Origin of the sequence: Streptomyces sp. NPDC005483 (assembly GCF_040606035.1) — a bacterium.
Classification (GTDB): domain Bacteria; phylum Actinomycetota; class Actinomycetes; order Streptomycetales; family Streptomycetaceae; genus Streptomyces.
Window position 1 is genome coordinate 40132 of the sequence record NZ_JBEXEA010000023.1, and the last position, 24206, is coordinate 64337.

Sequence of the window (24206 nt, forward strand, 5' to 3'; positions counted from 1 at the left end):
CGTCGCCGAGCCGTACAAGAAACGGAGTGTTACCTCATGACGCGCAGAAGGCGCTCGATCGCGCTCGCGGCCACCGCCGTGGCGATCGCCCTGGGGGCCACCGCATGCGGGGGCTCCTCCAGCACCAGCGGGAGCGGCTCCCCGACCAAGGGCGGCACGCTGACCGTCCTCGACCACGCCGACTTCGACCACCTCGACCCCCAGCGCGTCTACACGACCGAGGGTTCGAGCATGGACCAGGAGCTCGTGCGCACCCTGACCGGCTGGGACGAGACCGGCTCCCAGCCGAGGCTCGTCGGCGACCTGGCCACCGACACCGGCACGCCCAGCGAGAACGACACGGTGTGGACCTTTCATCTGCGCAAGGGCGTCACCTGGCAGGACGGCAAGGCGGTCACCGCACAGGACGTCAAGTACGGCGTCGAGCGGTTCTTCTCGCCCGACATCAACGGCGGCCCCCCGTACGCCAGTCAGTGGCTGGTCGGCGGCTCCTCCTACCAGGGGCCCTACTCGGGCAAGGAACTCGCCTCCGTCCAGACACCGGACGCGTCCACGATCGTGTTCCATCTCGACCAGCCCGTCACGGACTTCAACCAGGCCACCGCCATGCCCGGCTGGTCCGCGGTGCCCAAGGCCCACGACACCGGCTCCACGTACGACACGCACGTCTGGTCCGACGGGCCGTACATGATCAAGTCATACCAGAAGAACAAGGAACTCGTCCTCGTCAGGAACACCCACTGGAAGCAGTCGACCGACCCGATCCGGCAGCAGAACGTCAACGAGATCGACGTCAAGCTCGGCCAGGACCAGTCGGCGATCGACCAGCAGATCAAGTCCGACGCCGGAACCGCCCAGACCTCGATCATGCAGTGGCCGATCGCGGGCTCCGACCTGACGACCATCTCCGGTGACCCGTCCCTGAAGTCGCGCCTCTACAACATCCCGGCCCCGGGCATCAATTACCTCGCGATCAACACCACCCGTGTCAAGGACATCAAGGTCCGCCAGGCCATCGAGGACGCGATCGACAAGACCACCGTCCGCGGCGCGTTCGGAGGCAAGGCGTACGGCGGCTACGCGAGCACGATGCTCAGCCCCGGCATCGGCGGCTACCAGAAGTTCAACCTGTACAGCACCAACCCCGCCGGTGACCTGACCAAGGCGCAGGCGCTGATGAAGCAGGCCGGCCACCCCAAGCCCACCATGTCGCTGGCGGTGGAGAACACCACCACCGAGGAGCACTTCGCCGACGCCGTGAAGACCTCGCTCGGCAGGATCGGCATCACGGTCAACATCACGCCGATCGACGCGGCGAACTACTTCAGCACCATCGACAACGTGAAGAACCAGTACGACCTCACCTGGGGCGACTGGATCGCGGACTGGCCGAACGCCTCCACCGTGCTGCCCGTGCTGTTCGACGGACGGCAGATCGCGAAGCTGCCGCAGTCCAATCAGGACCTGTCGTACCTGAACGACCCCGCGGTCAACGCGCAGATCGACAAGACCGCCAAGATGACCGGCATCAAGCAGGCCGACGCCGCCTACGGCGCCCTGGACGAGCAGATCATGAAGGACGCCGCCGTGGTCCCGCTGATGTACATGAACTTCAGCGAGCTGGCGGGCTCCAAGGTCGGCGGGGTCATCTCGGACCCCATCCTCGCCGAGCCCAGCCTGGTCCACGCGTACGTCAAGAGCTGACGGTCCAGAGCTTGACGGTCCAGAGCTGACGCACTCCTCCTGAGCCCGCCGGCGGCCCCCGGCCGGCGGGCACACCCCCTCTCACGTCAGGGTCCAGCACGACATGCTTCGTTACCTCATCCGGCGCCTGCTGGCAGCGGCCGCGATCCTGCTGGTGATCACCGTGATCACCTTCGTGATCTTCTTCGCGCTGCCGTCCGACCCCGCACTCCTGGCCTGCGGCAAGACCTGCTCGCCCTCCCGACTGGCCGAGATCAAGCATTCGCTCGGGCTCGACCAGACCTTCCTCAAGCAGTTCTGGGAGTTCTTCAAGGGACTGTTCGTCGGCCGGGACTTCGGCGACCAGAGCGTGCGCGTGCACTGCGACGCGCCCTGCCTCGGGATCTCCTTCCAGACCGACACCCCCGTCCTCAGCACCCTGCTGGGCGACTTCCCCGCGGACCTGTCGCTGGGTGTCGGCGCCGCGGTGTTCTTCCTGATCCTCGGCGTCGGCCTCGGCACGCTCGCCGCGGTCCGCCGGGGCAGGGCGGCCGACAAGGCGGCGGTCGGACTCGCCCTGCTCGGTGTCTCCGTGCAGATCTACTTCGTCGGACTGCTGCTGCTCTACCTGTTCGTCGACAAGTGGCAGATCCTGCCCGCCTCCGGCTACACCCCGATCACCCAGGACCCGAGCGCCTGGTTCCAGGGCCTGATCCTGCCGTGGGCCACCCTGGTCATCGTCTACCTCGCCCTGTACACCCGGCTCACCCGCTCCTCCATGCTGGAGGTCTTCGCCGAGGACTACATGCGCACCGCCCGGGCCAAGGGCCTGTCCAGCGGCAAGGTCGTCCTCAAGCACGGCCTGCGGGCCGCGATCACCCCGATCATCACCATCTTCGGCATGGACGTCGGCTCACTGATCGGCGGCTCCGCGGTCATCACCGAGTCGGTGTTCGGCATCAACGGCATCGGCAAGCTCGCGGTCGACTCGGTGCAGAACTCCGACCTGCCGGTCATCCTCGGCACCACGCTCTTCGCGGCCACCTTCGTCGTGCTCGCCAACGTGGTCGTCGACGTGGTCTACGGCCTCGTCGACCCCCGCGTCCGCCTCGCCTGAGCCCCTCACCGCAGCAAGGAAAATCCCGTGTCCCTCCTGATCTCACCGCAACCGGCGGACGTCGATCCAGCGGCCGCCCCCTTCCTCGACGTACGGGACCTGCGCGTGCACTTTCCGACCGAGGACGGGATCGTCAAGTCCGTCGACGGCGTCTCCTTCACCCTGGAGAAGGGCAGCACCCTGGGCATCGTCGGCGAGTCCGGCTCGGGGAAGTCGGTCACCTCGCTGGCCCTGCTAGGGCTGCACAAGGGCACGCGTGCCGAGGTCTCCGGCGAGATCCGCTTGGACGGAAGGGAGTTGGTCTCCCTTCCCGAGCGCGACATGCGCGCGCTGCGCGGCCGGACGGTCTCCATGATCTTCCAGGACCCGCTGTCCGCCCTGCACCCGTACTTCACCGTCGGCGCCCAGATCGCCGAGGCCTACCGCGTCCATCACAAGGTCGCGAAGAAGGAGGCCCGGGACCGTGCCGTCGAGATGCTGAAACGGGTCGGCATCCCGCAGCCCGAACGCCGGGTGCGGGACTACCCGCACCAGTTCTCCGGCGGCATGCGGCAGCGCGCGATGATCGCCATGGCGCTGGTCTGCGACCCCGCACTGCTCATCGCCGACGAGCCGACCACCGCCCTGGACGTCACCGTCCAGGCCCAGATCCTCGACCTGATCCGCGATCTCCAGGAGGAGTTCGGCTCAGCCGTCATCCTCATCACCCACGACCTCGGCGTGGTGGCCGACATCGCCGACGACATCCTGGTGATGTACGGCGGCCGCCGCATCGAGTACGGCACCGTGCACGACGTGCTCAAGGAGCCCCAGCACCCCTACACCTGGGGCCTGTTGGAGTCGATGCCGCAGATCACCGGTGACGTCGAGCGCCGGCTGAACCCGATCGCCGGCTCCCCGCCGAGCCTCATCAACCCGCCCGCCGGCTGCGCCTTCCACCCCCGCTGCACCTACAAGGGCTGGGTGCCCGAGGGGCGTTGCTCGGTGGAACGGCCCGAACTGGTGGCTGTCCCCGGCACCGGTCGGCATCTCGCCGCCTGCCACCTCACCCCGGAGACCCGGCAGGAGATCCGCGTCCGTACGGCCGCGGGGGCCGCGCAGTGACCGCGGCGGACGAACAGGAGCAGTCCGTGAGCACCGCCCAGCCCGCTGCCGGGGAACCCCTGCTCGAAGTCACCGGCCTCACCAAACACTTCCCGATCCGCCACGGCATCGTCTTCCAGCGGCAGATCGGAGCCGTGCACGCCGTCGACGGCATCGACTTCACGGTCGGTGCCGGGCAGTCGCTCGGCCTGGTCGGCGAGTCCGGCTGTGGCAAATCGACGACGGGCCGGCTGGTGACCCGGCTGCTGGAACCCACGGCCGGAAAGGTCGTGTTCGACGGCGAGGACATCACCCACACCCCGGAGAACCGGATGAAGGAGGCCCGCCGGAACCTCCAGATGATCTTCCAGGACCCCTACTCCTCTCTGAACCCCCGGCACACGGTCGGCACGATCGTCGAGACACCGATGCGGCTCAACGACATCAACCCGCCGCAGGGCCACAAGAAGCGCGCCCAGGAACTCCTGGAGACGGTCGGCCTCAACCCCGAGCACTACAACCGCTACCCGAACGAGTTCTCCGGGGGCCAGCGCCAGCGCATAGGCATCGCCCGTGCCCTGGCGCTGCGGCCGAAGCTCATCGTCGCCGACGAACCGGTGTCGGCCCTGGACGTGTCGATCCAGGCGCAGATCGTCAACCTGCTCCAGGACCTCCAGCGGGAGTTCGGCATCGCGTTCGTCTTCATCGCCCACGACCTCGCCGTCGTACGGCACTTCTGCGAGCGGGTCGCGGTGATGTACCTCGGCAAGATCGTTGAGGTCGCCGACCGGCAGACGCTGTACACCCGTCCTCGGCACCCCTACACCCACGCCCTGCTGTCCGCCGTCCCCGAGGCCGACCCGGACGGCACCCGGCGCCGCGAGCGCATCCGGCTCGCCGGGGACGTGCCCTCACCGGTGGACCCGCCCTCCGGCTGCCGCTTCCGGACCCGGTGCTGGAAGGCCCAGGAGCGGTGCGCGACGGAGGAACCGCCGTTGGTGCGCCTGAGGGGCAACGCGGAGGACCACCTCACGGCCTGTCACTTTCCAGAGGAGCCGAGCGTCGAGGCCCGGGACGAGGACATCGTGCTCGACCCGGCGCTGACGACACTGGAGGACAGTGCGTCGACCTCGTCGTGAGGGTACGGGGTGAGCCTGCTCTCCTGTTCCAGACGGCGGTTGAAGTCGCCCACCGTGGCGGCGAGTCGCGCATGCCGGGAGATGAGGTCGGCCGCGGCGCCCGGGATTCCCTCCGGGCGCCTGCCGTCGGCGCACGCCCGAATGAAGTCCTCGCGCGCGTCCCGACCGAGGCCGTACTGGTCGACGACCAGCCAGTGGACCAGGTAGGAGAGGGCGTAGGCGCGGTCGTAATGATGGTGGCGGTCGAAGAAGTCGCGTTCCTGCGGGGCGAGTTGGAAGCGGCTGGACAGAGCGAGTCCGTAGTCGGCCAGGTAGAGCTGGTGGCCGTCGGTGAGGATGTTGCGGAAGTGGGCGTCGAAGTGGACGAGTTGCTGCTTCCGGAGGAAGCCGGTCACCGCTTCGAGGCCGTGTTCCACGAGGGTGCAGGCCGAGTCGGGGTCGTCTGAGCGAAGCTGTTCGTGGAACCAGTCATGGACGGTGTAGGGCTGGTACTCCAGAAACAGGGCCAGGCTCGTGGACGCGGTGCGCAGTGCCTCGATGTGTTCACGTCCGCCGCCCCAGTAGGCCACGGACCGCTCTACATCGGCGAGTTCCTCGGGAAGCGGCTGCTGCGCATCGGGGAGGACCCGCCAGTGATGCAGCAGCGGGAAGCCCGGGAAGCGTCCTGACCGCACCCAGTTCGTCGTCATCTCGTGCACGGCGAGCTCGCGCCAGGCGCCGAAGCCGGGGCTGCCGATCGCGCCGATGCCGTAGTGGCAGTGGGTCGGCATGTCGAAGAGGTTCGCGGTGGAGCGCACATGGTCGAGCTCGGTGTCGGTGAGCGGTATCCGCTTCACGAAAACCCGCCCCCCGTCCATCTCCAGCAGTGTCGTCCGTCCCCCGATCCCCGTACCGGCGGGCGTACCGGACGCCACGAGTTCCGTGATGTCGCGGTCGCTCAGGAGGGCGAGGGTGGTGGCGGTGTCGGCGTGGGTACGGAGACGGGTGAGGGAGACCATGGCCCCATGATCGGCCCGCCATGCCCGCAGCACGTGATGTTCGCGTCGAGGGCCGCCAACTTCTCGAAGGAGCGAAGGGTTTGGGCCCGGTCGACGTTGAACACCCCGGGCATCACCCTTCCGCCCACCGGCGAGGCCGCCACCGTGTCCCCGGTGAACAGCACACCGTGCTCGGGGAGGTGGAGCGCGACGCTGCCGGGCGTGTGGCCGGGAACGTGGACGACCCGTGCCCCGGCGCCGAAGTCGAGGAGATCGGCGTCGGACAGCTCGGTGATCTTCGAGGGACGCTCGAACCCGCCCCGCGGCAGGAGTCGTAGAGCCTCCGCGTGCAAGGGGCGCTCCCACTCCTCGAACACCGGGGGCGGGCCCGGCACTTCGCCCCGTACGAAGCGCGCGTCCAGCCGGTGCGCCAGCACCTCGGCGCCCGTCAGCGCGGCCAACTCGCCCGCCCCGCCCACGTGGTCCTCGTGGAAGTGGGTGAGCACGATCCGCCGTAAGCGCCCTTGGAGGCAGGCGGCGATCGAGTCGGCGGAACCCGGCGGGCCCGCATCGATCAGGGTCGACTCCTCGCCGTCGCGCCAGAGATAGGCCTGGCCGACCGCGAAGCGCAGGAGGTTCAGGTGGGGGAGCAGCTCGACGACGTCCATGGGACGACCGTAGAAAGGCCCCCGTCCGTGGACGAGGGCCTTCTGCGGACAGCAGAGCAGCAGAGCCGCTGGATCAGCTCGCCGCGTAGTTGCGCAGGAACAGGGCCTCCGCCACCGAGAGACGCTCCAGCTCCTCCGGGGACACGCTCTCGTTCACGGCGTGGATCTGGGCCTCCGGCTCGCTCAGGCCGATGAGGAGGATCTCGGCGTGCGGGTAGAGCGACGCGAGGGTGTTGCAGAGGGGGATGGAGCCGCCCTGGCCGGCGTACTGCATCTCCTGGCCCGGGTAGGCCACCGCCATCGCGTCGGCCATCGCCGCGTACGCCGGGCTGCTGGTGTCCGCCCTGAACGGCTGGCCCTGTCCGATCCGCTCGGTGCTCAGCCGCGCGCCCCACGGCGTGTGCGCCTCCAGGTGGGCCTGGAGCAGCCTGGTCGCCTCGTCGGTGTCGATGCCCGGCGGCACCCGCAGGCTGACCAGGGCGCGGGCGCTCGCCTGCACGGACGGGGTGGCGCCGACGACCGGCGGGCAGTCGATGCCGAGGACCGTCACGGCCGGGCGGGCCCAGATGCGGTCGGCGACCGTGCCGTCACCGATCAGCTCGACGCCGTCCAGGACCTTGGCGTCCGCCCGGAACTGCTCCTCCTCGTACTGGAGGCCGTCCCAGGACGCGTCCGGCGTGAGTCCGTCGATCCTCGTCGTGCCGTCCTTCCCGCGCAGCGAGTCCAGTACGCGGATCAGCGCGGCCAGCGCGTCCGGGGCGGCGCCGCCGAACTGGCCCGAGTGGAGGTTGCCCTCCAGGGTGTCGACCTGGACGCGCATCATGGTCATGCCGCGCAGGGTGGCGGTGACCGTCGGCAGGCCGACACGGAAGTTGCCCGCGTCGCCGATGACGACGGCGTCCGCCTCCAGGAGCGCGGGATGCGCCTCGGCGTACCGCTCCAGGCCGCCCGTGCCCTGCTCCTCCGAGCCCTCCGCGATGAACTTCACATGGACCGGCACCCCGCCGTCGGCCTTGAGGGCGCGCAGCGCGAGCAGATGCATGAGCACACCGCCCTTGCAGTCCGCGGCCCCGCGCCCGTACCAGCGGCCGTCGCGCTCGGTCAGTTCGAAGGGCGGGCTCGTCCAGCCGGCCTCGTCCAGCGGCGGCTGCACGTCGTAGTGGGCGTAGAGGAGGACCGTCTTCGCGCCCGCCGGGCCGGGCAGGTAGCCGTACACCGACTGGGTGCCGTCCGGGGTGTCGAGCAGGGCCACGTCCTGGAATCCCTCGGCGGTGAGCGCGTCCGTGATCCAGCGGGCGGCGGCCTCGCTCTCGCTCTTCGGGAACTGGTCGAAGTCCGCCACCGACTTGAACGCCACCAGTTCGGTGAGCTCCGCCCGCGCCCTCGGCATCAGCGAGGCGACGGTCTCGGCGACCGGATTCGACGACATGGGCACGCTCCTTGTGGGTGCGACGTTGTACCTGTGAGTGCCGTAGATCCTCCCACAGTGGTCTGTGGGCGGGCCCGCCGTAGGATGCGGGAGACAGGTGCGGCAACGGCTTGATCGGGAGCAGCAGACCATCGTGAGCAGCGAGAACTCTTCGGCGGACGGCACTTCGGCGGACGACGCTTCGGCGGACGGCGTGCAGGACGACGCGCAGCGGGTGTGGGACGTCGTCGTGGTGGGCGCGGGACCCGCGGGCGCCTCGGCCGCCTATGCGGCGGCGGTCGCGGGACGGCGTGTGCTGTTGTTGGAGAAAGCCGAGCTGCCGCGGTACAAGACGTGCGGCGGTGGCATCATCGGCCCCTCGCGGGACTCGTTGCCGCCCGGCTTCGAGTTGCCGTTCCGGGACCGGGTGCACGCGGTCACCTTCTCGAACAACGGCCGGTTCACGCGGACCCGGCGCTCCAAGCGCATGCTGTTCGGGCTGATCAACCGGCCCGAGTTCGACCAGCAGCTCGTCGAGCACGCCCAGAAGGCGGGCGCCGAGCTGCGCACGGGCGTCACCGTGCAGCGCGTCGAGCAGCACGGTTCGGCGGTGCCCGACCGGCGTACGGTCGCCGTGGTCCTCCAGGGCGGCGAGACCCTGCTCTCGCGGGCGGTCGTCGGGGCCGACGGCAGCGCCGGTCGGATAGGCGCGCATGTGGGGGTGAAGCTCGACCAGGTGGACCTCGGCCTGGAGGCGGAGATCCCGGTGCCGGAGACCGTCGCCGAGGACTGGAAGGGGCGGGTGCTCATCGACTGGGGCCCGATGCCCGGCAGTTACGGGTGGGTCTTCCCGAAGGGGGACACCCTCACGGTCGGCGTGATCTCGGCGCGTGGTGAAGGCGCGGCCACCAAGCGGTACCTGGAGGACTTCATCGGGCGGCTCGGCCTCGCCGGGTTCGAACCGAGCATCTCCTCCGGCCACCTGACCCGCTGCCGTGCCTACGACTCGCCGCTCTCGCGCGGGCGGGTGCTGGTGTGCGGAGACGCCGCGGGGCTTCTGGAGCCGTGGACCCGCGAGGGCATCTCCTTCGCGTTGCGCTCCGGGCGGCTCGCGGGGGAGTGGGCGGTCAGGATCGCGGAGGCCCACGACGCGGTGGACGCCCGCCGCCAGGCGCTGAACTACGCGTTCGCCATCAAGGCGGGACTCGGCGTCGAGATGAGCGTCGGCAAGCGGTTCCTGACCGCGTTCGAGCGCCGGCCCGGCCTGTTCCACGCGGCGCTGACGGGTTTCCGGCCCGCGTGGAACGCGTTCAAGGACATCACCCAGGGCGCGACCTCACTGGGTGAGCTCGTCCGCGGCCGGCCCATGGCCCAGCGGGCGCTGGCCGCGCTGGACCCGCGTCCGGCCGGGGCCCCCGAGGGCGGGGAGGTCAGCTCTTGACCGTGATGCTGAAGACGGGGTGGTCGGGCGCGATGCGTCGCAGGTCGGCGTCCGGGGAGTCGGGGCCGACTCCCTTGAAGAAGACGCCGACCTCGGCCTTCCAGCGCTTGAGGTAGGCGCGCAGGAGCGGGACCTTTTCGTCGTCGCCCACCTCGGTCGCGGTGAAGGCCTCCACGTGCTTGCCGAGGTGCAGTTCGCCGCCGCCGGCCGCGCGCATGTTGTGCGTCCACTGGACATGGCCGCGCGGCGCCACCAGGTACTGCCGGCCGTCCACCGTCAGCAGGTTCACCGGGGTGGTCCGCCACTCGCCGCTCTTGCGGCCGCGGACCGCCAGGACACGGGAACCCCAGACGCTCAGGCCACGGCGGGTGAGCCAGGCCACCATGCGGTTGAAGACGTTGACCGTGAACCAGCCGGGCTTCTGGACGTGCGTGGACATGTGGACCCCCATTATTTGAGAGAGCGGTGCTCTCGCTCGAGAACAGTGTGCACGGACTGGTGAGTGCTGGCAAGAGCATTGCTCTCGTTTGTGTGCACTGCTCTCTCCCTGTGGAAGACTGGAGCGCATGAGCACCGCACAGGGCGCCCGGGCCCGCGCCCGGATCGAAGTCACCGCCGCCATCAAGGACGAGGCGCGCCGGCAGCTCGCGGCAGAGGGCGCGGCGAAGCTCTCGTTGCGGGCCGTGGCACGCGCGCTGGGGATGGTCTCCTCGGCGCTGTACCGCTACTTCCCGAGCCGCGACGACCTGCTCACCGCGCTGATCATCGACGCGTACGACTCCCTCGGGGAGAGCGCGGAACGGGCGCACGAGGCTGTCGGGGAGGCGGCCCCGCTCGAGCGCTGGGTCGCGGTGTGCGAGGCGGTCCGCCGCTGGTCGCTCGACCATCCGCACGAGTACGCCCTGATCTACGGCTCTCCCGTCCCCGGCTACACCGCACCGCAGGCCACCGTCCCGCCCGCCGCCCGTGTCGGCCTCCTCCTGATCGGCATCGTCCGCGACGCCCACCACGGCCCCGGGGGCCTGGAGGAGCTGCCCGCGGTGCCCGAGGACCTCCACGCGGAGGCCGACCGCATCGCCGCCGACCTCGCGCCGGACCTCCCGTCCCAGGTGGCCGCGCCCCTGGTGGCGGCCTGGGCTCAGCTCTTCGGCCTGGTCGGCTTCGAGCTCTTCGGGCAGTTCAACCGGGTCGTGGAGGAGCGGGAGCCGTTCTTCCGGCACGCGGTGCGGCGACTGGGGCGGAGTGTGGGGCTGCGGCAGCGGTGACCGGCGTACTTCGCGGGGAGTACGTGTGATCACCACGCCCGGGGGACGCCCGGGCCCGGCGGGGGCGTCTAGCGTGGCTGTCATGGACGGTGAGCAGCGCGTACGCGGGGCCGGTCACCCGCGATGGTGGCGGCAGGGGCCGCCGTGGTGGACGCGCTCGGGTGACCGGGAGCGGGCGTCCCGGTGGCCGTGGGCGTCCACGCTGCTGCTCACGTTCTTCGTGCTCGGGGGGTCGAACTACGCGGCACACCAGCAGATCGGTGAGCGGGCCACGCTCGATCCGTTCGCACGGGCGCTGCTGGTGATCGGCTCCGGACTGCTGCTGTGGCGGCACCGGCGGCCGGTGCTCGTCGTGTTCGGGACCGCGGCCGCCGCGATGCTCTATCTGGGCGCCGGATATCCGTACGGGCCCGTGTTCCTCACCGTGGCGCTCGCCTGCTTCAGCGCCGTCGTGGCCGGGCACCGCAGGGCCGCCTGGACGGCGCTCGGCATGCTGTGGGCCGGGCACGTCCTGGCGGCCCACTGGCTCTACCGGTGGCTGCCGCCGTCCGGGGACTCGGCCGCCCCGTGGGGACAGGAGGGCGTGATCGCCGCCTGGGTCGTCGCCATCGTCGCCGTCTCGGAGCTGGTCCGGACCCGCCGTGAACAGTGGGCCCGGGAGCGGGCCGAGCGCGGCCGGGCGGCACAGCGCCGCGCCGACGAGGAACGGCTGCGGATCGCCCGCGAGCTGCACGACGTCCTCGCGCACAGCATCTCCGTCATCAACGTCCAGGCCGGGGTCGGCCTCGCCCTGCTCGACACCGACCCCGAACAGGCCCGCACCGCGCTCACCACCATCAAGGCCGCCAGCAAGGAGGCGCTGGGCGAGGTGCGCCAGGTGCTCGACACCCTGCGTACGCCCGGGGACGCACCGCGTGCTCCGGCACCCGGCCTCGACCGGCTGCCCGAGCTGGTGTCGCAGGCCGCGGGCGCGGGGCTCTCGGTCGAGGTGGAGGGGTCCGCGCCGGGGCTGCCGCCCGGCGCGGACCTCGCAGCCTTCCGGATCGTCCAGGAAGCGCTCACCAATGTCGTACGGCACTCCGGATCGCGGCACGCGCGCGTACGGCTCGATCACGACGGGCAGGCGCTACGGCTCCGTATCGACGACGATGGGCCCGCGACCGGCGCCGACGCGGGCGGCAGCGGCAACGGGCTGGCCGGAATGCGGGAGCGGGCCGCAGCCCTCGGTGGCACCATCGAGGCCGGCCCGTGTCCCGAGGGAGGGTTCCAGGTGCTCGCCGTGCTGCCGCTCGAGATGAAGGTCAAGGAGGACAACCGGTGATCCGCGTACTGCTCGCCGACGACCAGTCACTCGTGCGGGCCGGTTTCCGGGCCCTGCTCGACGCGCAGCCGGACATCGAGGTGGCAGGAGAGGCCTCCGACGGCGAGGAGGCGGTGCGCAAGGTACGCGAACTACGCCCGGACATCGTCCTGATGGACATCCGGATGCCGCTGCTCGACGGCCTCGCCGCGACCCGGCGCATCACCGAGGACACCGCGCTGCAGGACGTGAAGGTGGTCATGCTCACCACCTTCGAGCTCGACGAGTACGTCTTCGAGGCGATCCGCTCCGGCGCCTCCGGCTTCCTGGTCAAGGACACCGAACCGGAGGAACTCCTGCGCGCCGTGCGGGCGGTGGTCGACGGCGACGCGCTCCTCTCACCCGGTGTGACCCGCCGTCTCATCGCCGAGTTCGCGGCCCGCTCCAAGGAGCCCGCGGCCGAAGGCGCCCTCGCCGGACTCACCGAGCGGGAACGGGAGGTGATGGCCCTGGTCGGCATCGGCCTGTCCAACGAGGAGATCGCCCGCCGCCTGGTCGTCAGCCCCCTCACCGCCAAGACCCACGTCAGCCGCACGATGGTCAAGCTCGGCGCCCGCGACCGTGCCCAACTGGTGGTGCTGGCCTACGAGTCGGGCTTGGTGCGGCCCGGCTGGCTGGGCTGAGGGCGCTCCCGCCGGAAGCGCACCAGCACACTGATCACCCGCGCCACGAAGACCACAGGGGCGATGACGAGCCCGACACGCAGCAGCAACTCCTCCACGGTGACCGGGAGTTCGAACAGCAGCGCCGGTCCTGCCACCGCCCCGAAGAGCACCGCCGCCGCGAACAGCGCACTGCACAGCGCGTATCCGATCTCCACGGTGACGGCGTCCCGTTCCGCCTGGTTCCGGCGGCCCCCGTAAGTCTCCATCCTGCGAGTCTCACAGCCGTGTGCCCGGCGAAGCAAGCAGGCTACGCCGGGCACACGGTGTGGGAGGCGCCCCCTAGTCGCGTACGGGTACGCGCTCCGCCTCCTGGGAAAGGGACTTGGCGACCACGACGGACGGCTGACGCCGCCGGACGCGCAGTCCCGTGAGCGAGATGAGCAGGCCCGCGACCGCGATCCCGGTGACCACCGTCAGCGCGGGCAGGTAGCTGTCGAGCACGGCCTGCGGGGACGCGTCCTCCCCGGGGGCGTTCGCGGTCAGGACCGCCGTCACCACGGCGAGGAACAGCGCGCCGCCCACCTGCACCGAGGTGTTGAGCAGACCCGAGACCATGCCCTGCTCGTGCTCGTCGACGCCGTTGGTGGCCTGGACGTTCAGGGACGGGAAGGTCAGCGCGAAGGCGGCGCCGACCAGGAGCATGGTAGGCAGGATCACCGTCGCGTAGACCGGGTCGAGGTCGATGCGCAGGAACAGCAGATAGCCGACGACCATCAGCGCGAAGCCCGCCACGATCAGGCGCGGGGTGCCGAACCGGTCGATGACCGTGCCGACCTTGGTCGCGGACAGGGCCACCAGCGCACCCGCCGGCAGGAAGGCCAGCGCGGTGTGCAGCGCCGACCAGCCGAGCACCTGCTGCATGTAGAAGGTCACCAGGAACTGGAAGCCCATGTAGCTACCGAGGAACGTCAACGCACCCAACTGGGCCCGCACTTGTGGTCCCGAGCGCAGGACGCCGAGCCGGATCAGCGGGCTCGGGCTGCGCCGCTCGACGGCCACGAACGCGGCGAGCAGGGCGGCCACGGCGAGGAAGGAGAGGAGCGTGCGGACCGAGCCCCAGCCGGCTCCGGGCGCCTGGACGACGGTGAACACCAGCAGCAGCATCGAGGCGGTACCGAGGACGGCACCGGGGATGTCGTAGCCGCCGGTGCTCTGCTCGCGCTCACTGCGCGGCAGCAGCCTCAGGCCGACGACGAGGGCGATCAGGGCGACGGGCGCGGGCAGCAGCATGGTGTAGCGCCAACTGGCCTCCGTGAGCAGGCCGGAGAAGACCAGGCCCATCGAGTAGCCGGTAGCGCCGCAGGTGGTGTAGATGGACAACGCGCGGTTGCGCAGGGGGCCTTCGGCGAAGGTCGTGGTGATGATGGACAGGCCCGCGGGTGCGGTGAAGGCCGCGCTGAGGCCCTTGATGAAACGGCTGGCTATCAGCAGCGGGCCCGAGTCGACGAGGCCGCCGAGGAGTGAGGCGACCGCGAAGACGCCGAGGGCCACCAGGAAGACCTGGCGCCGGCCCAGCAGGTCGGCGGCCCGGCCGCCCAGGAGCAGGAGACCGCCGTAGCCGAGGATGTAGCCGCTGACGATCCATTGCAGCGTCGAGGTGGAGAGGCCCAGGTCGGCACCGATGGAAGGGAGCGCGACGCCGACCATCGAGACGTCCAGGGCGTCCAGGAACATGGCGGCGCACAGCACCAGCAGGGTGCCCCAGAGCCTGGGTGTCCAGCGGACCGCGGAGGACGGGTCCGCGGGGGTGGTGAGCGGAGAGGTCATGCGGAAGACGCTACATGCGTATGCATCGAATGCAAGCGCATTTAATTCTGATGCAATGATTCGTCTCCTCTGCTACGGTGCCGCGCATGGTGGCGAAGAAGCCCGAGCAGGTGCTCGCGAAGCAGTGGCGGGACATCCTGGCGCTGCACGCGCGCACGCAGTGCGAACTGGACCGTGCTCTTCATCAACACGGCCTGTGCGCAAGCGACTTCGAGGTGCTGGATGTCCTGGCCGACGGCGGCTGCGCCTACCGCGTGCAGGAGATCTCCGAGCGGGTCCACCTGAGTCAGAGCGCGCTGTCGCGGCTGATCGCACGGCTGGAGAAGGACGGGCTCGTCGAGCGCGGGATGTGCGCGGAGGACCGACGGGGCGTACGCGTCTCGCTCACCTCCAAAGGACACGCGCTGCACCGTGCCGCCCTGCCGGTGCAACGCGCGGTCCTCACACGGATGTTGGAACCCTCCTCCTAGACCACGGCGGACTTCTCCCGCCACAGCGCGGCGACCGACGCGTCCCCGCTCACCTGCGGGAACGGCAGCCGGTTCCACAGCGCCAGATACAGCCGCGAGGCGGGCCCGGACACCTCGCAGTCGGCGTCCCCCGCCTCGCCGTACCCGGTCGCGGGCGGCTCGTCGGTCAGTCGTACGGTCCACACGGCGCCGTCCGTGTCGCTCGCCCGCACCCGCAGCACCCGGGGCTCTGCGCTGCGGACCTGGCTCTTCGCGCGGGCGTGGAAGCCGCGCAGCAACTCGTCGATGCCGTCGGCCGCGAAGTCCCGCCCGGGTTCCTCGGGGGTGCCGCCGCGTGCCGCCTCGGCGTCGAAGCGGTGCACGGCCGTCTCGTGCGCCTGCCGCCGGGCCCAGAAGGCGAGCGGTGAAGGGGCGGGGAGGAAGTGCCAGCACCGGACGTCGGGTGCGGCGGAGTCCAGCGTGTCGACCAGGCGGCGGTGGCCGGCACGGAACCAGGCCAGCAACTCCTCCCCGTCGAGGGTCGGTTCGTCGTCGAAGGGGCGGAAGGCGGTCAGCTCCTCGGCCACGAACGCCGTCGCCCAGCGATGCACCGTGCCCGTGTGTCGCAGCAGGTCCCGCACCTGCCACTCGGGGCAGGTCGGCACCTTGGCGTCGGGTCCGGCCTGTTCGGCGGCCGACGCGAGCAACTGGCCCTCACGGTCCAGGATCCGGATGAACTCGGCTGTCTCCATGGGAGGAGTGTGCCTGACGACGATGCCCTGCCGGTCACTGATTTCGCCGGACTACCAGTCGCGGGCGGCATGGAGCAGGTGGTCGCGGACCAGCGCCACGTGCGGATTGCCGGAGGTGCCGGGCCGCTGCACCAGGAACGCCGTGTTGATGGGCGGATCCTCGGGGTCGTGGAGCAGGACCAGTGCCCCCGACGCCAGCTCCTCGGCGCACAGATAGCGGGGGAGCACGGTGAATCCGGTGCCTCCGACGACCGCGGCCTTGACCGCGTTCAGGTCGGGCACGGTGAGAGCGGGCTGCTGTACCAGCCGCCGGCCGAAGACGTGCCGCCAGTACCGGCGCACGATGGGCAGGTCCTCGGCGTAGGCGACGAGCGGGACGGCGTGCAGCGCGGCGGCGAGGTGTTCCGGTGCCCCGAGCCGCTGAGCCCAGGCGGGGGAGGTGACCAGCACGAACTCCTCGTCGTTGAGCGGCAGGGCCGTGAGCGTGCGGCCGCGCGGGCGGAACGTGGCGATCACCAGATCGTGGCGGCCCGCGCGCAGGTCGTCCAGGAGCGGTTCCGTCAGGCCCGGTGTGATGCGCAGCCGTACCCCCTCGTCCACCAGGGGAGCGAGACCGGGCAGGACGCACCGGGACAGCAGCTCGGCCGGGCCCGCGAGAAGCACCGGCTCGGCCGGGGCGTCCTCCGCGCTCCCGGCGGGCCCCGCCACCGCGGCGAGCGAGTCCAGGGGCTGCACGATCCGGGCGGCGAGCTCGTCCGCGTACGGCGCCGGGGTCACGCCCCGCGCCCGGCGCTCGAACAGCTCGCGGCCCAACTGCCGTTCCAGCGTACGGATCTGGGTGGTGACCGTGGGCTGGGACAGGGCAAGGAGACGGGCGGCGGCGGTGAAGGAGCCGGTGCGGTACACGGTCAGGAAGGTCCGCAGCAGGTTCAGGTCCAGCGAGGCGCCGACGGTCTGCCCCGCAGCCTCGGAGCCATTGGTGTTCCTATCCCTCATATGCGCGACCCTATTGGATTTCTATGACGGGGCAGGGCTACGGTTTCACCATGTCGAAGATCCTCTTTGTGATGACCGGTGCCGACCACTGGACCCTGGCCGACGGCACCCAGCACCCCACCGGCTTCTGGGCCGAGGAGGCCGTCGCGCCGTACGAGGCGTTCAAGGCCGCGGGCCACGAGATCGTCGTGGCCACCCCGGGCGGTGTCGTGCCGACCGTGGACAAGGGCAGCCTCGCGGCCGAGCTGAACGGCGGGCAGGAGAACGCCGACCGCATCGCCGGAGTGCTCGCCGCTGCCACCGAACTGCAGCACCCGGTACGGCTGGACGAGGTGAACCTCGACGACTACGCGGCCGTGTTCTACCCCGGCGGCCACGGGCCGATGGAGGACCTCGCGGTCGACGCGGACTCGGGCCGGCTGCTCACCCGCGCCCTGGAGAGCGGCAGGCCCCTCGGAGTCGTCTGCCACGCCCCCGCCGCACTGCTCGCCGCGACCAAGGCGGACGGCTCCAACGTGTTCGCCGGGCGCCGCGTGGCCGCCTTCACCAACGCCGAGGAGACCCAGGCGGGCCTCGCCGACAAGGCGAAGTGGCTGCTCCAGGACCGGCTCACCGAGGCCGGGGTGCAGGTCGAGGTGGCCGAGCCGTGGGCTCCGCATGTGATCGTGGACGGCAACCTGGTGACCGGGCAGAACCCGGCGTCCTCCGCCCCGCTCGCCGCCGAACTGCTGAAGAAGCTGGGCTGAGCGACGCGCGGAGGGCGTGACCGGGAGGCGGTGCCGAGCCTCTGAGGCTCCTCAAGTCGCTTGGCGGACACGGAACATGACCGTCACGATGATCTGCATGCCGGGAATCGCTGGACTGAACAAGAAGAACAACTTCGTGCTGCTCGTCCGGGACGCGGACGTCGTCGGGGCGGCCCTGCGCCAGGCGCTGACCGAGGCCCCGCCAGAGGAACGCGCCGGGCTGGAACGCGCCGTGGCGCTCGTCGAGTCCAGCGCCGCCGCCTCCGAGGGCGGGCTGACGGCTCGCTGGGTCCGCTCCCGGCTGGCCGCCGTCGGGTTCACGGGTGACATCACCTCCCTCGCGGCGGTGCGGGCCCTGCGCAAGGCGGAGCCGAGACTGAGCCTGTTGGCGGCCGTGCAGTTGCAGAAGGAAGCGGTGGCTCATCCGGAGTGATCCGGGTGAGCCCGTCGTGCGTGGAAGCGGGGGCGACGGGGCGGCGGGCCGCGCCCGGAGGCTGTCGCGGTCGGCCTCGGCGAGGTTCCGAGGCCCGACTCGCGGAGTGCGGACCGCACTTCGCGTCCGGCGGCGATCAGGGTGAGTCACCGGTCCGTTCTCCCGCGGTCGCGAGGGTCTGCGGAGGACGCGTAGGGAGTCGGCGCGTGGTCAGCCCGCCGCGCGCCGGGTCAGTGCCGCGACGGCCGCGGCGGTGGCGGCGAGTACCGCGACGCTGGTGAGGGCGACGGGCAGGGAGAACCAGTCGGCCATGAAACCTATGGCCGGGGGCCCGAGGAGCATGCCGCCGTAGCCGAGGGTGGAGGCGATGGCGACCCCGTCGGGCCCGGCGAGCCTGCCCGCACGTTCGACGGCGACGGGGAACAGGTTGGCGAGACCGAGCCCGGTGATCATGAAGCCGATCAGCGCCGCCCAGACGGAGGGCGCCAGCGCGCCGAGCAGCATGCCGAGCGCGGCCGTCGTACCGCCGCCCACGAGCGTGCGGGTCTGGCCGAGTCGTTCGAGCAGCCTGGTGCCGGTCAGCCGGCCGACGGTCATGGCGAGTGCGAAACACGAGTAACCGACCGCCGCGACGCCGGGTGTGGCGTCCAGGTCGTGCTCCAGATGCAGCGCGCTCCAGTCGGCCAGGGCGCCCTCGCCATAGGCCGTGCACAGGGCGATCAGGCCGAAAGTGACGACGAGGCCGCGGGTGCCGGTGCCGGTACGGGTGTGCGTGCGGCGGGGTGCGGACGTGTGCTGCGGCGGGTCCTGGGTGGGTGCCGGGGGCCGGATGCGCAGCAGGGTCCGGCCGGCGACGGCGGTGACGAGCAGACCGATCACGGTGAGGCCGAACAGGTGCTGCGTGGGCGACAGGCCCCCGGCCACCAGCCCGCCGAGCCCTGCCCCGAGCATTCCGCCCAGGCTGAAGGCCGCGTGGAAGCTGGGCATGATGGGCCGCCGCAGCGCGCCCACCAGATCGACCGCGGCACTGTTGAACGCGACGTTGATGCTGCCGTACGCGGCGCCGAAGACCAGCAGGACGGCGCCGAGTGCCGGCGCGGAGTGGGTGAGCGGCGGCAGGGCGACGCTGAGTGAGAGCAGCACGGCGCAGACGACGGTGACCTGGTGGGTGCCGTAACGGCGGCACAGCCGTCCCGTGAGCACCATGGTGATCACGGCGCCCGCCGAGACACCGAGGAGGGCGAGGCCCAGGGCACTGGCGGAGGCGCCGGTCTGCTCCTTGATCGCGGGGATGCGGACGACCCACCCGGCGAAGACGAAGCCGTCGAGGGCGAAGAAGACGGTGAGGGCGATACGGAGTCGGGTGAGGGAGCTGTCCGGTACGGCGAGGCGTGTTCGCATTTTGTTTATCGGCGGCACAAAGTCAGCGTAGGCGCGTGCTCGATTGTCGGCAAGGGTGTTCGGGTGAGCGGACCGCCTTCGGCACGTGCACGGGAGACGGGGCGCGTGCGCCTTTGCCGCTTCGCCTCGGATGAGGTCCGGCACCCTGTCCGACACCGCGTCCGGCACCGCGTCCCGCCGGTGTCTGCGCAGGTCGGGGCCGGCTTTCGAGGAGTGTGAGCGCCGGCAAGAGGTTGCTCGGGGCTCGGATCGCGTCGGGCTCTCTCGGAACTGTCAGGGCGAAGGCTGTCCGTGATGCCCGGCGGGCGGGGCGCGTGGTCGCCCCGCTGAGGTGCTGCAGACAGAGGAGCCGGGGGTCGTGACGGCAGAGGAACGCCGCCCGTGTCGGCGTCCCTTCAGGCGCGCGAGGCCATGTGTGCGGGTTCCTCCGCGCGTACTCCGGAGTCGATGAACCCCGGCCCTACCCGCGCCGCGGCACCGCCGATTCGATCTTCGAGCGAACCTCCCGCATCACGACCACAATGCGCCGCTCATGGTCCCGCGTGAGCCGGGACACCGGCACCGAGCAACTGATCGCGTCGACGGCGGGCGTGTCGTACCGCAGGGCGAACCCGAAGCCGGCGATCCCGGCGACCGTCTCCTCCCGGTCCACCGAGTGACCGCGCGCCCGCACCTGCGCGAGATCGGCGAGCAGAGTGTCCCGGGTCGTATGCGTGTGGGCGGTGAACGCCCTCAACGGCTCGTCACCGAGCGGGAGTCGGTCGTCGGCGCGCTCCGCCAGCAGCGCCTTCCCCAGCGCGCCGGCATGCGCGGGCACCCGCCGGCCCACGCGGCTGATGGTGCGCAGGTACTCGTGCGACTCCCGGGTGGCCAGATACACGACGTCCGAACCGTCCAGCCGCGCGAGGTGGATGGTCTCGCCGAGCGCGTCGGACGCCTCGTCGAGATACGGCCGCACCGCGCGGACGCGCAGGTCGCTGTCCAGATAGCTCGTGCCGGTGAGCAGGGCGCGGATGCCGACGCTGTAGAGGGATCCGGTCGCGTCGGTGCGGACCCAGCCGCACTCCACGAGGGTCTGGAGAAGGGCGTACATGCTGCTCCGGGGAACCCCCAGCGCCTCGGAGAGTTCACGCAACCGCGCGGGCCGTTCTCCTCGCGCGGCGAGCAGTTCGAGCACCGCGACGGTGCGGACCGCCGACTTCACCTCGGGGACGCCTGGGCGCTGCGACATGGCCCGATCGTAAGGCGATTCGGGCGCACCCATTGACCGTCGGCGATCCGTGCATCTAGCCTCCGTCCTCATATGTAGACGATGTCTTCGTATGAGGATCAGGTTCAGCGGAGTGACTGCAATGAGCGCTTCGGTGAACTCTCCTCACCGCCCCGCCAGTTCGAAGGAGAACTGACACATGCCGCTTGTCGTGGTCGGGATCAGCGTCCTCGTCCTGCTCCTGTTGATGACGAAGCTGAGACTGAACGGCTTCGCCGCCCTCCTCCTGGTCGCCGTGGGGGTCGCTCTGGTGCAGGGCATCGCCCTGGAGGAGATACCGGACGTCCTCTCCGAGGGGATCGGGGACCAGATCGGCGACACGATGCTCACCATCGGGCTCGGCGCCATGGTCGGCCGCGTGATGGGAGACTCCGGTGCCGCCCAGCGGATCGCCGGCAAGCTCCTCGACGTGTGCGGCCCGCGCTGGGTGCAGGTCGCCATGGTGCTGTCCGCGATGCTCATCGGCGTGACCATGTTCTACGAGGTCGCCTTCGTCATCATCGTGCCGGTCGCCTTCACCCTCGTCCGCGTCACCCGGGCCAACCTGCTCTGGGTGGGGCTGCCGATGTCGATCGCGCTGTCCACCATGCACAGCTTCCTGCCGCCCCACCCCGGGCCCACGGCCGTGGCGGCCACCTTCCACGCCTCCGTCGGACTCACCCTGTTCTACGGCCTGTTCATCGCCGTCCCGGTCGGCGCTTTCATCGCGCTGCTGTGGCCGCGCCTGCCGTTCATCCGGCGGATGAACCCCGAGATCCCCAAGGGCCTGGTCAGCGAACGGGTCTTCGAGGAGGAGGAGATGCCGGGCATGGGCTGGTCGCTGGCGGTGGCCCTGCTGCCCGTCGTGCTGATCGCCGGTGCCGCGGTGACCGACCTGGCCACGTCGGGGGACAGCGCCGGACTGCACTTCGTGGCGTTCATCGGCTCCGCGCCCATTGCCCTGCTGCTCACGCTGCTCGTCGCCGTGTGGGTGTTCGGGCCGCGGATGGGGCGCAGCCTGACGGAGGTCAGCACCTCGTGCAGGGAGGCCGCTCAGGCCATGGCGATGATCCTGCTGGTCATCGGAGCGGGCGGCGCCTTCAAGAACGTCCTGGTCGAGGGCGGGATATCCGACTACATCAAGGACGCGACCGACGGCTGGTCCATCTCCCCGATCATCCTGGCCTGGCTGATCGCGGCCATCCTCCGCATCGCCCTCGGCTCCGCGACCGTCGCCGTCGTCACCGCCTCCGGCGTGGCACTGCCGCTGCTCGCGGGCGGCGGGGTCCACGCCGAGGTCATGGTGCTCGCGGTCTCCTGCGGATCGATCGCCTTCTCGCACGTCAACGACCCGGGATTCTGGATGTTCAAGGAGTACTTCAACCTGTCCGTCATCGACGCGATCAAGGCACGCACCACGTACACGACGGTCCTCGCGCTCCTGGGCCTCGGCGGTGTACTGGTCCTTGAACAGGTGCTGGACACCTTGAGCGTCTGACCCCCCACCTCATCAGAAGGACATCGCACCGCAATGAGCCAACCCGTCGTCACGAAGTTCTCCGTCCACCCGGTGGCCGGCCGGGACTCCATGCTCCTCAACCTCTCCGGCGCGCACGCCCCCTACTTCACCCGGAACGTCGTCGTCCTGGAGGACTCCGAGGGACGCACCGGCCTCGGGGAGGTGCCGGGCGGCGACGGCATCACCCGGACCCTCCGCGACGCCGAGAGCCTGGTCCTCGGTGCCCGCGTCGGCGACTACCACCGCGTCCTGCGCTCGATCCACGACACCTTCGCCGACCGGGACTCGGGCGGCCGCGGCGCCCAGACCTTCGATCTCCGGACGACCGTGCACGCGGTCACCGCCGTCGAGTCGGCGCTTCTTGATCTGCTCGGACAGCACCTCGACGTTCCGGTCGCCGCGTTGCTCGGCGACGGCCGACAGCGCGATGCCGTAAGGGTCCTGGGCTATCTCTTCTATGTCGGCGACCCGGACCGCACCGACCTCGACTACGTACGTGAGCCCGGCGCGGACGTCGAGTGGTACCGCGTCCGGCGCGAGGAGGCGCTGACGCCCGAGGCGATCGTCCGCCAGGCCGAGGCCACCTACGACCACTACGGCTTCCGCGACTTCAAGCTCAAGGGCGGTGTCCTGCCGGGCAGCGAGGAGGTGAAGGCCGTACACGCCCTCAAGGAGCGGTTCCCCGAGGCCCGGATCACCCTCGATCCGAACGGCGCCTGGTCCCTGCGCGAGGCGGTCGAGCTGTGCCGTCCGCTCGTCGGCACGCTCGCCTACGCCGAGGATCCGTGCGGTGCGGAGGACGGCTACTCCGGCCGGGAGATCCTCGCCGAGTTCCGCCGGGCCACCGGGCTGCCCACGGCGACCAACATGATCGCCACGGACTGGCGGCAGCTGACCCACGCCCTCGCCCTGCAGTCGGTGTCCATCCCGCTCGCCGACCCGCACTTCTGGACCATGCAGGGCTCGGTCCGGGTCGCCCAGCTGTGCCATGCCATGGGACTGACCTGGGGCTGCCACTCCAACAACCACTTCGACATCTCGCTGGCGATGATGACGCACTGCGGTGCCGCGGCCCCGGGCGAGTACAACGCCCTCGACACCCACTGGATCTGGCAGGAGGGCACGGAGCGGCTCACCGTCGAACCGCCCCGGATCATCGGCGGCGAGGTCGCCGTCCCGGACGCACCCGGCCTCGGGGTCCGGCTGGACCGCGACCGGCTCCGGGCCGCGGAGGAACTGCACGAGCAGGTGGCCTCGGCGGGCCGTGACGACGCCGCGGGGATGCGGTACCTGATCAAGGACTGGACGTTCGACGCGAAGCGTCCGTGCCTGGTGCGCTGAGTTCCGCGGGGGTCGACGCCGTTGACATGGTCAAGTCAACTCACTAGCATCCGTGCCACCTTGGAAAGCGCTTTCCAGTTCATGCCTCGACTTCCCCCCACGGGATCCACCCCCACAAGAGGACCCCCACATGAACCCACGAAAGATCGCGGTCCCAGCCGCGCTCGCCGCCATGCTCCTGGCCGGCCCCGGCATAGCCCAGGCCGCCCCGGCCGCCGCGCCGGCACCCCACCAGCAGGTCGCGGCGGCCACCATCACCTGGACCCTGGAGCGGGCAGGCAACCCCACCGCGGACCAGCAGTCGGCGTACACCCGGATCACCTCGGCCATGAACGCCGCGGTGGCCCGCTACAACAACCTCAGCGACCTGGGGAAGTCCATCACCGTCCGCTACGACACGAGCGTGCCCACCGCGGACGGCAACATCAACGGGACCATCCGCTTCGGCAGCGACCGCAGTTACATGACCGAGCGGACCGCACTGCACGAGATCGCCCACACCATCGGCGTGGGCACGAGCTCGGGCTGGTCCTCCCTCGGTGGCAGCGGCACCTGGACCGGTGCTCAGGCGACCGCCCTCGTGCGGCAGTACGACGGTTCCTCGGCCAAGTTGTCCACCGGCGGCGGGCACTTCTGGCCCTACGGCCTCAACTACGAGAACGAGTTCTCCGGTACGGCGGCCGACCGCCACGTGCGGATCGTCGCCGCGATGGTGCGTGACGGTCTGTGAGCTGAGGGGTTGGTGTC

24 protein-coding genes are annotated in these 24206 nt (G+C 70.6%); 14 read left to right on the top strand and 10 right to left on the bottom strand.

From position 1 onward, the window contains the following. The first annotated feature begins 36 nt into the window (after positions 1 to 36). The 4 genes from ABZT06_RS34990 to ABZT06_RS35005 all read left to right on the top strand — a co-directional run bounded on the left by ABZT06_RS34990 (position 37) and on the right by ABZT06_RS35005 (position 5022). Positions 37 to 1704, top strand: coding sequence for an ABC transporter substrate-binding protein (locus ABZT06_RS34990; RefSeq protein ID WP_355750352.1), 1668 nt, complete (start codon positions 37 to 39; stop codon positions 1702 to 1704). A 103-nt stretch (positions 1705 to 1807) separates the two neighbouring features. Beyond that, the gene (locus ABZT06_RS34995; protein ID WP_355750355.1) at positions 1808 to 2800 is read left to right on the top strand and encodes an ABC transporter permease; all 993 of its coding nucleotides are present in this window, start codon (positions 1808 to 1810) and stop codon (positions 2798 to 2800) included. Positions 2801 to 2827: 27 nt separating this feature from the next. Beyond that, the gene (locus ABZT06_RS35000; RefSeq protein WP_355750359.1) at positions 2828 to 3904 is read left to right on the top strand and encodes an ABC transporter ATP-binding protein; all 1077 of its coding nucleotides are present in this window, start codon (positions 2828 to 2830) and stop codon (positions 3902 to 3904) included. Then, complete coding sequence (locus ABZT06_RS35005; RefSeq protein WP_355750362.1) at positions 3901 to 5022, top strand: dipeptide ABC transporter ATP-binding protein; 1122 nt, start codon at positions 3901 to 3903, stop codon at positions 5020 to 5022. Before ABZT06_RS35000 ends, ABZT06_RS35005 begins: the two co-directional genes overlap by 4 nt. Here the strand turns inward: ABZT06_RS35005 and ABZT06_RS35010 are convergent. From ABZT06_RS35010 to ABZT06_RS35020, 3 genes are all read right to left on the bottom strand, one after another. After that, entirely contained in the window at positions 4923 to 6020 is a 1098-nt protein-coding gene (locus tag ABZT06_RS35010) for a protein kinase family protein (RefSeq protein ID WP_355750365.1), read from the bottom strand. The two genes, ABZT06_RS35005 and ABZT06_RS35010, sit on opposite strands and share 100 nt — an antisense overlap. Beyond that, complete coding sequence (locus ABZT06_RS35015) at positions 5960 to 6667, bottom strand: MBL fold metallo-hydrolase (protein ID WP_355750367.1); 708 nt, start codon at positions 6665 to 6667, stop codon at positions 5960 to 5962. The genes ABZT06_RS35010 and ABZT06_RS35015 overlap by 61 nt, the downstream gene beginning before the upstream one ends. Positions 6668 to 6740: 73 nt before the next feature. Continuing rightward, on the bottom strand, positions 6741 to 8096 hold the full coding sequence (locus tag ABZT06_RS35020) for a dipeptidase (RefSeq protein ID WP_355750370.1): 1356 nt from the start codon (positions 8094 to 8096) through the stop codon (positions 6741 to 6743). Between the two features lie 193 nt (positions 8097 to 8289). On the opposite strand from ABZT06_RS35020, the gene ABZT06_RS35025 reads away from it, so the two are divergent. After that, a complete protein-coding gene (locus ABZT06_RS35025; RefSeq protein ID WP_355750548.1) occupies positions 8290 to 9516 on the top strand; it encodes a geranylgeranyl reductase family protein in 1227 nt (408 codons plus the stop codon). Here ABZT06_RS35025 and ABZT06_RS35030 read toward each other — a convergent pair. Continuing rightward, on the bottom strand, positions 9506 to 9955 hold the full coding sequence (locus tag ABZT06_RS35030; protein ID WP_355750373.1) for a nitroreductase family deazaflavin-dependent oxidoreductase: 450 nt from the start codon (positions 9953 to 9955) through the stop codon (positions 9506 to 9508). The genes ABZT06_RS35025 and ABZT06_RS35030 overlap by 11 nt on opposite strands. Positions 9956 to 10082: 127 nt before the next feature. Between ABZT06_RS35030 and ABZT06_RS35035 the strand changes: the two genes are divergently transcribed. From ABZT06_RS35035 to ABZT06_RS35045, 3 genes are all read left to right on the top strand, one after another. Continuing rightward, a complete protein-coding gene (locus ABZT06_RS35035) occupies positions 10083 to 10781 on the top strand; it encodes a TetR/AcrR family transcriptional regulator (RefSeq protein WP_355750376.1) in 699 nt (232 codons plus the stop codon). Between the two features lie 82 nt (positions 10782 to 10863). Beyond that, the gene (locus tag ABZT06_RS35040) at positions 10864 to 12102 is read left to right on the top strand and encodes a sensor histidine kinase (RefSeq protein WP_355750379.1); all 1239 of its coding nucleotides are present in this window, start codon (positions 10864 to 10866) and stop codon (positions 12100 to 12102) included. Beyond that, the gene (locus ABZT06_RS35045; RefSeq protein WP_355750382.1) at positions 12099 to 12764 is read left to right on the top strand and encodes a response regulator transcription factor; all 666 of its coding nucleotides are present in this window, start codon (positions 12099 to 12101) and stop codon (positions 12762 to 12764) included. The genes ABZT06_RS35040 and ABZT06_RS35045 overlap by 4 nt, the downstream gene beginning before the upstream one ends. Here the strand turns inward: ABZT06_RS35045 and ABZT06_RS35050 are convergent. Together ABZT06_RS35050 and ABZT06_RS35055 are read right to left on the bottom strand one after the other, a co-directional pair. Then, complete coding sequence (locus tag ABZT06_RS35050) at positions 12725 to 13012, bottom strand: DUF6332 family protein (RefSeq protein WP_355750384.1); 288 nt, start codon at positions 13010 to 13012, stop codon at positions 12725 to 12727. The genes ABZT06_RS35045 and ABZT06_RS35050 overlap by 40 nt on opposite strands. A 73-nt stretch (positions 13013 to 13085) precedes the next feature. Continuing rightward, complete coding sequence (locus tag ABZT06_RS35055; protein ID WP_355750387.1) at positions 13086 to 14573, bottom strand: MFS transporter; 1488 nt, start codon at positions 14571 to 14573, stop codon at positions 13086 to 13088. A gap of 86 nt (positions 14574 to 14659) precedes the next feature. On the opposite strand from ABZT06_RS35055, the gene ABZT06_RS35060 reads away from it, so the two are divergent. After that, the gene (locus ABZT06_RS35060) at positions 14660 to 15043 is read left to right on the top strand and encodes a MarR family transcriptional regulator (protein ID WP_355750390.1); all 384 of its coding nucleotides are present in this window, start codon (positions 14660 to 14662) and stop codon (positions 15041 to 15043) included. Here ABZT06_RS35060 and ABZT06_RS35065 read toward each other — a convergent pair. Next, on the bottom strand, positions 15040 to 15774 hold the full coding sequence (locus ABZT06_RS35065; protein WP_355750393.1) for a maleylpyruvate isomerase family mycothiol-dependent enzyme: 735 nt from the start codon (positions 15772 to 15774) through the stop codon (positions 15040 to 15042). The genes ABZT06_RS35060 and ABZT06_RS35065 overlap by 4 nt on opposite strands. Before the next feature lie 51 nt (positions 15775 to 15825). After that, positions 15826 to 16770: a LysR family transcriptional regulator gene (locus ABZT06_RS35070; RefSeq protein ID WP_355750396.1), complete on the bottom strand. Its 945-nt coding sequence runs from the start codon at positions 16768 to 16770 to the stop codon at positions 15826 to 15828. Between the two features lie 50 nt (positions 16771 to 16820). Between ABZT06_RS35070 and ABZT06_RS35075 the strand changes: the two genes are divergently transcribed. Further along, the gene (locus tag ABZT06_RS35075) at positions 16821 to 17516 is read left to right on the top strand and encodes a type 1 glutamine amidotransferase domain-containing protein (RefSeq protein WP_355750399.1); all 696 of its coding nucleotides are present in this window, start codon (positions 16821 to 16823) and stop codon (positions 17514 to 17516) included. 97 nt (positions 17517 to 17613) lie between these two features. Continuing rightward, positions 17614 to 17949, top strand: a complete 336-nt coding sequence (locus tag ABZT06_RS35080; protein ID WP_355750402.1) for a hypothetical protein — start codon at positions 17614 to 17616, stop codon at positions 17947 to 17949. A gap of 210 nt (positions 17950 to 18159) precedes the next feature. On the opposite strand, the gene ABZT06_RS35085 is transcribed toward ABZT06_RS35080, so the two are convergent. Continuing rightward, entirely contained in the window at positions 18160 to 19350 is a 1191-nt protein-coding gene (locus ABZT06_RS35085) for an MFS transporter (protein WP_355750405.1), read from the bottom strand. Positions 19351 to 19810: 460 nt separating this feature from the next. Beyond that, entirely contained in the window at positions 19811 to 20581 is a 771-nt protein-coding gene (locus tag ABZT06_RS35090; RefSeq protein WP_355750408.1) for an IclR family transcriptional regulator, read from the bottom strand. Between the two features lie 178 nt (positions 20582 to 20759). Here ABZT06_RS35090 and ABZT06_RS35095 point away from each other — a divergent pair, with 178 nt between their 5' ends. The 3 genes from ABZT06_RS35095 (at position 20760) to ABZT06_RS35105 (ending at position 24189) form a co-directional block, all read left to right on the top strand. After that, positions 20760 to 22097, top strand: coding sequence for a gluconate:H+ symporter (locus ABZT06_RS35095; RefSeq protein ID WP_355750411.1), 1338 nt, complete (start codon positions 20760 to 20762; stop codon positions 22095 to 22097). A 33-nt stretch (positions 22098 to 22130) separates the two neighbouring features. Then, positions 22131 to 23459 carry an enolase C-terminal domain-like protein gene (locus ABZT06_RS35100; protein WP_355750413.1) on the top strand — a complete coding sequence of 443 codons (1329 nt, stop codon included), beginning with the start codon at positions 22131 to 22133 and terminating at the stop codon, positions 23457 to 23459. A gap of 130 nt (positions 23460 to 23589) precedes the next feature. Beyond that, complete coding sequence (locus tag ABZT06_RS35105) at positions 23590 to 24189, top strand: hypothetical protein (RefSeq protein ID WP_355750415.1); 600 nt, start codon at positions 23590 to 23592, stop codon at positions 24187 to 24189. Positions 24190 to 24206 lie beyond the last annotated feature (17 nt).